Annotated in this window: 8 protein-coding genes, 1 tRNA gene and 1 pseudogene; 5 read left to right on the top strand and 5 right to left on the bottom strand. The window is 61.7% G+C overall.

What is annotated here, in order from left to right; translation table 11 throughout:
* Window positions 1-293: 293 nt before the first annotated feature.
* The gene (locus IVA82_RS35465) at window positions 294-947 is read right to left on the bottom strand and encodes a histidine phosphotransferase family protein (protein WP_148736692.1); all 654 of its coding nucleotides are present in this window, start codon (window positions 945-947) and stop codon (window positions 294-296) included.
* 204 nt (window positions 948-1151) lie between these two features.
* On the opposite strand from IVA82_RS35465, the gene IVA82_RS35460 reads away from it, so the two are divergent.
* Window positions 1152-1985 carry a 3'(2'),5'-bisphosphate nucleotidase CysQ gene (locus IVA82_RS35460; protein WP_247387353.1) on the top strand — a complete coding sequence of 278 codons (834 nt, stop codon included), beginning with the start codon at window positions 1152-1154 and terminating at the stop codon, window positions 1983-1985.
* A gap of 11 nt (window positions 1986-1996) precedes the next feature.
* Here the strand turns inward: IVA82_RS35460 and IVA82_RS35455 are convergent, their stop codons facing one another.
* Entirely contained in the window at window positions 1997-2482 is a 486-nt protein-coding gene (locus IVA82_RS35455) for a YHS domain-containing (seleno)protein (protein ID WP_247387352.1), read from the bottom strand.
* Window positions 2483-2621: 139 nt separating this feature from the next.
* On the opposite strand from IVA82_RS35455, the gene IVA82_RS35450 reads away from it, so the two are divergent.
* The 4 genes and pseudogenes from IVA82_RS35450 (at window position 2622) to IVA82_RS35435 (ending at window position 6234) form a co-directional block, all read left to right on the top strand.
* Complete coding sequence (locus tag IVA82_RS35450) at window positions 2622-3227, top strand: DUF1134 domain-containing protein (protein WP_247387351.1); 606 nt, start codon at window positions 2622-2624, stop codon at window positions 3225-3227.
* A 119-nt stretch (window positions 3228-3346) separates the two neighbouring features.
* Window positions 3347-4645 (top strand): hypothetical protein, encoded by a 1299-nt coding sequence (locus IVA82_RS35445; RefSeq protein WP_247387350.1) that lies wholly within the window; start codon window positions 3347-3349, stop codon window positions 4643-4645.
* 159 nt (window positions 4646-4804) lie between these two features.
* Window positions 4805-4879, top strand: a tRNA-Val gene (locus IVA82_RS35440).
* A gap of 591 nt (window positions 4880-5470) precedes the next feature.
* Window positions 5471-6234: pseudogene (locus tag IVA82_RS35435) on the top strand (outer membrane beta-barrel protein).
* 1331 nt (window positions 6235-7565) lie between these two features.
* Here the strand turns inward: IVA82_RS35435 and IVA82_RS35430 are convergent.
* From IVA82_RS35430 to IVA82_RS48655, 3 genes are all read right to left on the bottom strand, one after another.
* On the bottom strand, window positions 7566-9968 hold the full coding sequence (locus tag IVA82_RS35430) for a hypothetical protein (protein WP_346658769.1): 2403 nt from the start codon (window positions 9966-9968) through the stop codon (window positions 7566-7568).
* Window positions 9969-10218: 250 nt separating this feature from the next.
* Complete coding sequence (locus IVA82_RS48660; protein WP_256469769.1) at window positions 10219-10518, bottom strand: group II intron maturase-specific domain-containing protein; 300 nt, start codon at window positions 10516-10518, stop codon at window positions 10219-10221.
* A gap of 1062 nt (window positions 10519-11580) precedes the next feature.
* On the bottom strand, window positions 11581-11913 hold the full coding sequence (locus tag IVA82_RS48655; protein ID WP_256469768.1) for a transposase: 333 nt from the start codon (window positions 11911-11913) through the stop codon (window positions 11581-11583).
* Window positions 11914-11935 lie beyond the last annotated feature (22 nt).

Below are 11935 nucleotides of genomic sequence, written 5' to 3'. Positions count from 1 at the left end.
GCGTTGTTCGGCTCCTGCTCGAACTTCACCAGCTGGTTGTCCACGGTGTCCAGGCTCTCGCTGGTCTCCGTCAGAAACTCCCGCAACAGATCATCCATGAAAACAGGCCTTCATACAGGGAGGGCGCGCACGCCGCGTGATGCGCCTTTCAGAATGGGGCCAGCTTCACTGCAAAGCGTTTAATATTGGTTGAGTATGTGCAAAAGAACGGAACCAACAAAGAGATAAGGCGCTCCGGACAAGCCGAAGCGCCTCGTAAAGATTCGATTAACGTCTTAAGAGCGGCGGCGCGTTTACGAAGCGGTAACGGTGATGGCTTCGCCTTCCGGCGCGAGCCGCACAGTGAGCCCGCAGGCCTGCGCCAGGAGCCGCGTATAATAAGGCTGGATCGCGTGCGCATCTGCAGCAGGCCCGCGCTCGCCGCTCAGGAGCTCGGCGATGTTCTGCGGCAGCCGCGCATTGTGGCCTTTCGCCGTGATGCGAAAGCTCATGGTTTCACCCTCGCCGATCGGATCGATCGTTAGCATGCCGCCTCGCGGAATCGTGTGCTGGGCGACGACCAGCATGTTGAGCAGCAGCTTGACGCGATTCTTCGGCAGCAGCAGCCGCGGCAAATTCCAGGTGATCGTGCACTTGCCGTCCTCGATGTGGCCGCGCGCCATGGTCTGCGCATCGCCGAGGTCGATCTGCGCACCGGAGGAGCCGGCTGCGCCGAAGGCGAGACGGCAGAACTGAAGGCGGGCGGAGGCCGTCTTGGCGCTCTTGCGAATCAGGTCGAGCGCGAACTCGCGGTCCTCGGGCTTGGGATCGTCGTCCAGCACCTCGAGTCCGTTGACGATGGCGCCGACAGGGCTGATGAGATCATGGCAAACCCGCGAGCACAGCAGCGCCGCGAGTTCGAGCATATCGGGAGCGGTAACAGTAGCGGGTGACGAAGCGTCAGACATAAAGGGGTCCTGGAGGGTTCCTGGAATTGCACGGTGCGGACGCGGCGAATCACGCATGCTTGACGAATGGCCGCGGTTCTAACATTCGCAAGCCGGTCGCAGCTAGCTTGCGATAGGTTCGAAGCGGCAATAAGCCCAGGGCGCATCAATAGCGATCCGGTGGCGAATCAACCGAAAGAGGCGAGACTTGCCGATGAATGAGGCATGCAGGTGAGGATCATCGACGGCAAAGCCGCCTCCCACTTGATGGAGCCGCTGACGGCGCTGGTGGTGAAGGCGGGCGAAGCAATCCTCGCGGTCGACCGGGCGGCGATGCGGGTCGACGGCAAGCAGGACGGCTCGCCGGTCACCGAGGCCGACCTCGCCGCCGACCGCATCATCGCGGATGGCCTAGCCCGGCTTGCAGGCGACGTGCCGACGCTCTCCGAGGAGCGGACCCAGCTCGCTTGCCCGCCGTTTCGCGACAGCTTCTTCCTGATCGATCCCCTCGACGGCACCAAGGAGTTCGTCGCCGGCCGCGACGAGTTCACCGTCAACCTCGCCCTGGTGACCCGCGGCGTGCCGCTGCTCGGCATCGTCGCCGCGCCCGCACTCGGACTGCTCTGGCGCGGCATCGTCGGCCACGGCGCCGAGCGGGTGGCATTTGACGGCGCTGCCATCGGCGCCGCCGAACCGATCCATACCCGCATGCTGCCGAAACCGGGCGATCCCTGGATCGCGGCGGTGAGCCGCTCGCACGGCGATCCAAGGAGCGAGGCGTTCATCGACGGCCGCCCCAATGCGGTGCGAAAGACGGTCGGCTCTGCCGTGAAGTTCGGCCGCATCGCGGAGGGCAGCGCCGACATCTATCCCCGTTTCGGGCCGACGTCGGAATGGGACGTCGGAGCGGGCTGCGCGGTCGTGACCGCGGCCGGCGGCAAGGTGACCGACGGCAAGGGTGGCGAGCTCAAATTCGGCGAACGCGGCGATACCGGTTTCATCATCCCGGAGTTCATCGCGTGGGGCGACCCGCAGGCAGCAGGACTCTCAAGACTCTGACGTCGCAAGACCTACTGGCTGAGCTTGTCCTGCATTGCCGGCCAGCGCTTGCCCACTTCATAGAGAAAGCGCTCCGGATTGGCAGCGAAGGCGTCGCGATTGGCTTCGCGGCTGAACAGGTAAAGCCGCTGCGCCGCGATCACGAAGAAGCGGGGATTGCCGGCGTTGGCCACGCCGCGAGCGATATCGGCCGGATCATAACCGCCGAATTGCGGGCCGTAGATCTCGGGGTGGGCCAGGAAGGAGGCCCGGTTGCCCTCGTTCCGAAAGCGCCAGACCGCCCCCCAGAGGTTGGCTTCGAACTCCGCCGTGCCCGGCTTGGCGCCGCCGTCGACGAAATAGGCCACGGAGTCGAAGCCCTCGATGGCCACGCCGCTGAAGCGATTGACGACGATCCGCTCGGTGGTGGCCGCTTCTGCCGACACCACGGCGAAGGCGATCCAAATGCCCGTTAGCAGGCAGACCAGACGGCTGATCAAGGCGATTCCGGGGCGCAAAGGGCTATCTTCCTGCCGTTGTGCCGTCATAGTTGCTGCGGATAACATCCGAGTCGAGGGGACATTCGGCGCAACCTAGGGCCGTGCCTGTTGGCGTCAGGTTAAGGAAGCGACCGGATTCGATACCAGGGGTTCTTTTATGACTTTCGCATCACGCCTTGCTGCGGTCGCGCTTGCCGCGCTGGTTGGCTGGATCGCCCCGGCTTCAGCCCAGCAGGCGCCGCCGCCCGACCTGCCGCCGCCGCAGCGGAGCCCGACTCCCAACACCTATGGGCCGGACGAACTCGTGAACGCCGGCCACCGCTTCTTCGGCAACGTCTCGCGCGGGCTCGCCTCGATCATCGAGAAGGCAGTCAGCCAGTGGGGTCTGCCGAACGGCTATATCCTGGGCGAGGAAGGCTCCGGCGCCTTCGTCGCCGGCCTGCGCTACGGCGAAGGCACGCTTTACACCAAGAACGCCGGCGACCTGCGCGTCTACTGGCAAGGCCCCTCGCTTGGCTTCGACTGGGGCGGCGACGGCGCGCGGACCATGACGCTGGTCTATAACCTGCCCGCCACCAATGCGATCTACCAGCGCTTCGTCGGCCTCGACGGGTCGGCCTATATCATCGGCGGCTTTGGCATGACGGCGCTCACCGCCAACAACATCGTGCTGGTGCCGATCCGCTCGGGCATCGGCCTGCGGCTGGGAGCCAATATCGGCTACCTCAAATATACCCCGCGCGCGACCTGGAACCCGTTCTAGGTCTTCTCCCTCCGTCAGGTTACGGATCAAGGTTAACGACAGAGCGGGGCTGGCTTTTTGCCGGCCCGCCATGGCATGGTCGTTGGTAAATTTTTCCTTAACTGTGGGAGTTCTGGACGATGGTCGAACCGATCATGTACCTGGCGATCGGTTTCCTGCTTTCGATGCTGTGCGGGCTTGCGATCGTGCCGCTGGTGCATAACCGCGCGGTGCGCCTGACCACGCGGCGGCTGGAGGCTGCGACGCCGTTGTCGATGGCGGAGATCCAGGCCGACAAGGACCAGCTCCGCGCCGAATTCGCCATGTCGGCGCGGCGGCTCGAGATGAGTGTCGACCAGCTCAAGAACAAGACCACGAGCCAGCTCGCCGAGCTCGGCAAGAAGAGCGACGCCATCAACCGCATGAAGATCGAGTTAGGGGAGAAGAACGCCACGATCTTCGCACTCGAGGCGCGCGAGAAGGCGGTGAAGGAGCAACTGCGCGCCACCGAGGAAGAGTTCAACGCCAAGACCGAGGCGTTGCGCGGCGCCGAACAGGCCCTGAGCGCCAAGCAGGGCGAACTCGCGAAAATCAATTCCGAGCTGTCCGACCGTTCGATGATGGCGGAGAGCCGCCAGGTCGAACTCCTCGCGGTGCGCGCGCAGATCGAGGAGTTGAAGAATCGCGTCGGCGACGCCGAGAAGGAGTTTGCCGCGACGCAGGCGCGACTGGCGCAGGAGCGCACCGAATCCGAGACCGCCTCGCGCGAACTTGCCGATGCGCGCGGCCGTGTCGAGAATCTGAGCCAGCGTGTCACTGAGCTCGATCGCCAGCTCATCGTGCAGGTCAAGGAGGCCGAGATGCTGTCCAGCCGCGTCGCCGACCTCGAAGGACGCCTCGCTACCCAAGGCAAGCTGCTCGCCGAGCGCGACTATGAGAACAACCAGCTCCGCCAGGCCAATGACGGCAATGAGCGCACCATCAAGGAATTGCGCGTCGAGATCGCCGCGCTGAGCGGCGGCAAGTCCTCGGCCGCGATCGAAGCGCTCCGCGCGGAGAAGGCCGCGCTGGAGGAGCAGCTCAAGAGCGCACGCGACGAGCGCGCCAAGCTCCAGCGCGACATCAACGCGATCCAGCAGCAGGCGGAAAGCTCCTGGGCGACCGAGCGCATGGAGAATGCATTGCTGCGCGAGCGCATCAACGACATCGCCGCCGAGGTAGCCAAACTCGCGATGCAGCTCGAAGGCCCGAACTCACCGATCGAGGCGCTGCTTGCGGCCGAGGCGGGCCAGCCTCCGAAGCAGGTCTCGCGGCCGGCCAATGGCACCGTGGCAAATGGCGCGGCCGCAGGCACCCTCCCCGAGGGCGGCGGAACGCTCGCCGAGCGCATCCGCGCGCTCCAGGCCCACGCCTCCCGCGCCCGCCAGCAGGGCGCGTGAGCAGGCCCAAATCCGGTTTCCCCTTGCGAATCGCGTGAGCTGCGCAAGGTTTTGCAGCCTCAGGGCGCCGCAAAACTTGACACAAGTGGCCCGCACTTCTAAATCGCGGGCTCCGAGTGCCGGCCGGCCGCAAGGTCCGGCCGCCTGCATGATGGTCCCGGGCGCATAGCTCAGCGGGAGAGCGTTCCCTTCACACGGGAGAGGTCCAAGGTTCGATCCCTTGTGCGCCCACCATTTACCCCGTGGAATCAGCCACTTAGCGACGCGGCTCTTCAAGTATGTGCCCCAAAAAAGCTGGGGCACAACAGGGGCACCGAGCAATGATGGTGCGAGGTCTCGGAGGGCTCGGCTGCTCATCGTGCGACCGTCCGATGTTCTCGCCACCCAATCGGTGTAGGCGGCCTCGTTTGTCTGGATGCGCTCTTGTCTGCGACGTTCCTGCACTGTTTCTCTCTGCCTAAAGTCCTTCTCAGCCGGTGAGCGATCACTCTGCCGAGCAGCAGGACTTCGGCTGCGCGCCTAAAGAAAATCCCGCCAGCCACATAGGGCTGACCGGTTCTCGTTTGCCAGTGCGTATCCGCGGTACTCGTCACCATCCGCGATGGCACATCGTGCAGCCATAACGGTTGACGTAGGCCCCCGATGTGCACGCCACCGGGATTTTAGTTACGCAACTATCTTATAACTATGAAGAATTCCACTCGTCTTTGACCGCGAGTGTTGCAGCCGGCTACAGCAACGTAGAGGCGAACGACGTACTCTTAATCGGGCACGGAGCCAAACGCATCCGATTCATTGAACTCGTATTTCTGGGGAGACACTCGCATGAAAAGGCTTTTAGCGGCTGTGGCCGGAACAATAACTCTGGGGCTGGTCGCTCCCGCCAGTGCGGCGGATCTGGCCGCGCGGCCATATACGAAGGCGCCTCCGATGGTTGCTGCTGTTTACGACTGGAGCGGCTTTTACATCGGCATCAACGGCGGCGGCGGTTCAAGCCGCAAGTGCTGGGATTTTGTGGATGCAGCCGGCATTTTCGGTGTCCAGGCGCTCTGGTGGGCGAGGGTTGCCACAATGCTGTCGGGGGCACGATCGGTGGTCAGATTGGCTATCGCTGGCAGACGGCAAATTGGGTGTTCGGTTTCGAAGGCCAAGGCAACTGGGCTGACTTCAGAGGCGACAACACGAGCTTGGCGTTTGGCACTGATCGCAATCGCTCTCGCATCGACTCTTTTGGTCTGATTACCGGGCAGGTCGGTTACGCATGGAACAATGTTTTGTTCTACGTCAAGGGCGGCGCCGCGGTCGTCGGCGACAAGTATGATGTGTTCGATATTTCGACCGGCGCGCTCTTGTCGTCGGCGCGTGAAACCCGTTGGGGTGGCACCGTTGGCGCGGGCCTCGAGTATGGCTTTGCTCCGAACTGGTCGGTTGGCGTCGAGTACAACCACATCTTCCTGGGCGATCGCACGATCGAGTTCACCTCGCCGGCTGGAGCCTTCGCAGGTAGCGACCGCATCCGCCAAGACGTTGATATCGGCCTCGTCCGCCTGAACTACAAGTTCGGCGGTCCGATGATCGCGAGGTACTGAGCAGCTTCATAAAAAGAACAGGGGCCGGCTCTTAGAGCCGGCCATCTTCTTTGGGAGGCTCGAATGACAAAGACCTTCAGGCCAGTCATCCCTTCGCAGCTCACCGTTGAGCTCAACGAGGCATTCGCTTCGGGTGAACCTCACACAATTTGCAGAGCGATCGGGCGGGCGCTCAGACATTTCAACATTTCAGAACTCTCAATAAAAACTGGACTGCAGCGTACAAGCATCTATCGCGCGTTCGGCGACCAAAGCTTCCGAATTTTTCAACAGTTCTCAGTGTGCTCACCGCGATGGGCTTGCAGATCAAACTAGTTCCAAGCACTGGCGGCAAGTGAGCGTCGAGGACATGATCAGGGCTCTCCAAAAGAAGCTCAATCTCGACTAGCGCGAGCCCGTTTCGGGAGAGCCGGTCCACGCTAGCGGGCCTGTGTGCTAGCAACTTGGCGTGCCGCGCGGATCGTGCGGAACGTCGCGGCACCGGCCGCAGGAGCCGTCATAAGGTAGCACCTGCGGCCTACATATCCGCGGGGGCTCGAACGCCGCCGCACCTGATGGAAGCCGTTCTCGTTTTGCGGAATGTTCTCATGCTGCCTCGGGTACTGGCCTGTTTCCGAGCGCGGTGGCCTAGTTTGAAAATCACAGTGGCCTGATTTGAGGAACCGGCCCGGAACTTTCGCGTTTGAATTGCCGGGTTACGTCATGGAGAAAGGCCATGGGAGCGCGCCGCCGATTTAGCCAGTCTTCGTCCTTGGAACAACGACTTGCCGAAGAAGCGAAGAGCCTGCGCGAGCAAGCCAAGAAGCTCCCGCATGGACCGCAGCGGGAAGCCTTACTGCGTAGAGCCCGACAAAACGATGTTGGCGCTCACATGACCTAATGGCTTATGTCGCCCGGCTTGCAGCCGCCGGAGTAAAGCGTAAGATTCAGGTGATTTGCGAAACCAAATGGGGGGGAGCGTGACGGCGCCAGACCTCGTTTTCATAATCACCATCGTTGGATTGAGCGCTCTATCCACGGTCCTCGCGTATATGCTGGTGCTGAGCCTCTAAGGCGCCCGTAAATCTCCGAATGCACAGAGAGTAAGGCCGCCTCAGTTGGCGGGCCTCTTCTGCGGGTGCAGGTTCACGCTGGCGGGCCGATCACGTCGTACTCAAAGGCGACGCCCTCGGGGTCGTTCTCATCGAGCCATCGAATTTCAGTCGGACCGGTTGTCGATCTGTTCGAGGAGCCCGCGCCGGCTTCGAGTTCATCGAGGATTTCCTCTCGGTGATAACGGTCTGCTTGATGGTGTCACCACAGCGACGCTCTGGCGTGAGACACTCAGGTAACTACATCCTGAGGCGCGCGAACTGCATCGACGCATGCTCCGCCTCGCGAAGGGAGTCGCATGGGACGATGCTCAACAACGACTTACAGAACGCAGGCGTGAGCTTGCCGCGGTGGATCACGACGTTCTCGTGCCCCGTGGCGGCTCGAGCGCTCTGCCATTGCCGATTGTAGCCGCGCTGTTCATTGGACTTCACGTGGCAAGCGGCGAAGTCGGCGCCGCCCAGCGTGGCCAACTGCCAGGCATGTACCGGCAGCTTGGTATGGATGTGCACCCACATCGGATTTGGCATCCTACCACTGCGCAGCGCCTTGGGCTGCAGCTTGATCTCGAACAGCGTCGCTGGCTCGCTCTTCAAGGCGCGGGGTGGATACACAGACGCAAGTTCTTCGGCCGCCTGCAACTGTTCAAGGTACTTCTGCGACGGAAACGCGTATGTCTTCATGCAATCGATCGTGATCGCCGCCTTTCGTGCGTTCAATGAGTTTGCCTGTCCCTGAACCTGGGATAACATCGCCTTAAGCTGGACTATTTTTCCGTGCACTTCAGGCAATTGCGCATGCGTGAGTAGGCCATGGCGGAGGGGCTCCTCCAGCGCGGCTACACAGGCCTTAATCTCGACTTCTTGCGTCTCCAGGCGCTTAAGGACGAGATCCACGACGTGGTCGGCGTCCTCAGGCTTCATCTGGCGCGCTTGCGAGACGGCGCTTTGCTGAGCCGGCAGATCGAACTGCAGCAGCTCGTCCAATCGCTTGAGTAGTCCCGTCAGTGCGTTCCTGGAGGGCGGAGCCTGCCACATCGCCAGGTGCCCGGTCGCCGATGATGACGCCCTCGCGCGTGCCTCCTCCGCACTCGCGAGTTTCTTCGTACCCAGATCCGAGAGTACGATAACCTTGGCAGTAGAGGCTGTGGCAGCGTCGGGCCTAGCGAGCTGCGGCTCGCGCAGCCCGGCCGTTGAACTCCCCTCGCCTGCGGCCGGTGCGCGCTTGCCTTTCCCCTTCCTGCGCGCCGCGTGGTTCTCAGCCGCTAAGTCGGTCTTTTCCGATATCGCAGTCTGGGCAGGCGGCTCCACTTGCCTCTTTGGCTGCACTGCCAAAAGTCGCGTGACTTGGTGCGCGGTGACCCATGCACCTTCCACGATCTGGTCCAACTGTTCCAATGGAAGGTCGGCATCCGTTCTAGCATCCCTTAGCCTGGCAACGATACGTTCCACCTCTGAGGCAAATTCCGAATGCCGTTCCATGACTCCTTCCAGAACGGTGCAGTGCTCTGCGTCGAGTGGCTCTCCGTCCTTGTTCAGAACGGCTTTGTACGTCGAGAGGAATGCCGGAAAAGCATCCTGGATATAGGTCCCGAGCAGACGCACCCGCCCGTTCTCATCCATGAGGGCGTCCCTCACGGCTGGTTCAAACGTGCTCGCCTGAGACTCAATCAGAAGCTTCGCGAGCTTAATCCGCGATTCCAGATACAAGCACCCATCATAAAGTGCCGAGCCGGTGTGCAGGCGTAGTGCGGCTTCGTTGGCCTTCCGCATCTCGGGCGTCGTGCTTGGCAAGTTGGCAGTGGCCTCGCAGGCGGACTGCATCCGTTCCGAGCGCAACAGCTTCTTTCCCCACCACTCGATTACAGGCACATGGTCCTTCACCATACTGGAAGCCACTCGGCTCAGCTGGTCGGGGGTAGCGTTGGATTCGAAAATCCGCTGGAACAGGCGTGCCGATTGCTGTCTGCGCTCTTCCAAGGCGAGGATAATCGCCGAGCCCACAGTCTTGCCTTGATTCCCCGCATGGAGCACGGCATAGCAGTATTGACGGGCCTCAGCGTCGGACAGAATGCTCCGCGCCACGGCCGGGCGCACGCTCGCGTAGTACTCCAGAACTGCCGAGCCTGCTTTGACGAATCGATCGATCAGCTCTAGCGTCTCCTCCAGCCCGGCATCCTCGCCCGGCTGAGCGCAAGCGCCAAGTTCCTCACGCAGGCGGTCCATGTGTCGCCTTGTTGCGTTGATTTCTTCCTCTGACGAGGAAATGGGGACTGCCACACCGGAAGTTGGCGGCTGGCTGGCGACCGGCGCCGTGTCTCCACCCTCCGACACTGAGGGAAAGCCGCGCCGCCGCGCAGTGACTGCACGTGGCGCAGCGGCTGCACGTGCCGCAGCGCCTAGGATTCGATCTGGGCGAACGGAGGGACCGGAAGACCTGTCGCCAAGGGCATCGTCGGCACCGCGCGCCGTGCTAGCGGAGGGCGTCCCTCTATCTTGGGGCCCAGAGCGCATCCGCTCCACGACGGAATCGAACGATTGACTGCCTTCCCCAGGGGCTAGACTCGAGTGCGAGCGTGAACTGCTCGATCCGGCTCCAGCATCTCCAGTGCGCGATCTTCCAGATCGGCCAATGCCCGTCATATTCCATCTCCAATCAAGTCGAGAATGCGCAGCCTGTCTGGATAGACAGGCTGGCTGACGAGTAGCTGACGAAGGGCGTTTTTCCGGTTGCACAGGAAACCCACATCGCCGTGGATCGTGGTCGAGTAGCTCGGCCATTTGCTTTGCCCTCACAGATCCGGGCAGACGGCTTTGGCGAGTAGGCCGGCGGAATCTCACCGCCGGCCTCTCAAGGATCCCAGCGTGAGACTCTCGCGTCACTAGGCTCCCATCAGGCGAACGAGCCGCGCATGCCGATCTTCCATTGCGCGAACAACCCGGGACGTTCGCGAGATAGTCGTTCGAGAACGCGGCCGGTCTTGGCCTTGCGACCCATAAAGCGTTTGAACTTCCGCACCATCCAAGCCTCGATTGTCTGATTGACGTATCGAAGGATTGACCCAGAGGCGCCGGCCTGAATCGACCGTAATACACAATCCCCCCGCAGGAGGGGATTGAGCTGCCGAGCGATGTCAGCCATTGACACATGGGTCCGTTTTCGGAGGTTCAAATCCCGGATTGCCGCCCGCATAAACTTCAGCGCCGAAGCGCTGAGCCGAGGCAGAAAACTGCAAAACACCGAGGCGTTTTGTGAGTTCTTTGCCCGTCGCGGCCCGAAGCAGTAGCCGAGGAAGTCAAACTTGACGTTCGAAACCGGGCATATGTCACGCGCGAGGAGCACGATCCGGCGCGAGCGCTTCCTTCAAGTTCACTTCTGAACCGGCCCCTGCAATAGCGAAATACCGGTCCGCCCCAGCCCGCTCTCATCATTCCGAATCGTCTTGTCCCCCAGGCAATCTTCGAACAGCGCGCTCCAGGTAATACGAGGGATCATCGTCACACGAATCCGTCTCGCAGCTCTCTTGACTATCGCTATCCTCGACTTTGGAAAGATACTTTGTAGGCCTGACTACTCGGTGCCACTGGTCGTTCTCGTTCTTCGTCCACACTTTGGGATGCTGTTGAGGATCAAGCACCCAGTTATTGCGACCCACGTGAACAAAATCCATTTCCGCTAGACGGGGTTCCATACCTCCTACGCCAGGACGTGATAAGACCAACGGATGATCGCCGTCCATTCGCAGTTCATGCTCCAGCAGGATATCGCCCGCGTTCTCGGCGAGCGGATAAGTAACGCGTAGATCTACCACGGACGTGATATCGTTACGCCGGAACTGTTGGCGAAAATGGTCTCCCCCTGATCCTGACCGAGCCTCCGGCTCCTAAAAGCCCTATAGTTTCGTCACCCAACCTGATATCTGAAAAATCGCGGGTGCTTACCCGGATCATCGTAAGTACTGGAATAGCCTCCACCCACCGACAGTTGCAGCCCGCTCGGCTTTCTCCGAACAAAATCCGAGTACTCCTGCGGGTTACTGGCGATGTGCATGATTTCACTGGACAAGAATCTCTTCACTTTGCGCATGAAAGATTCTCAGTCGACGATCTTGATAATGGGCGGATTGGAACGCAGGAGTATGGCGTCGCGCCCGCCGACGACGACCCACCTCGCTCCAGGCCGGCAACGATCGTGTCCCTGGGCGTGGTGTAGCTGGCGGCGGGTCACCGCGTTCGCCGGCAAGGGCCGGGCCGGTCAGCTGGCGATCGCCGGAAGGCTGACGGTTGGATCATCGCTCAACGGCGCGATGGTTTCCAGCGTCATGTAGCGGGCACGCTGGACGGCCCACTCATCGTTTTGCTCGAGCAGGATCGCGCCGATGAGGCGAACGATCGCATCCTCGTTGGGGAAGATGCCGACCACTTCGGTGCGCCGCTTGATCTCGCCGTTGAGGCGCTCGATCGGGTTGGTAACCGGTATGAGATGTCTCGGTGCCAACGTTCCGCTGCGGTTTTCTGCATCGTGGCGTATGGTGCGACCATCGGGACAGAGGCACCGGGAGCACGATGTGCGGGCAGGCCGATGCATACGATGAGCCGAGAGCTCGAGT

The organism is Bradyrhizobium sp. 142, assembly GCF_023074015.1.
Lineage (GTDB): Bacteria > Pseudomonadota > Alphaproteobacteria > Rhizobiales > Xanthobacteraceae > Bradyrhizobium.
The sequence above is the reverse complement of the archived record's forward strand: the minus strand, read 5'-3'. Positions and strand labels throughout refer to the sequence as shown.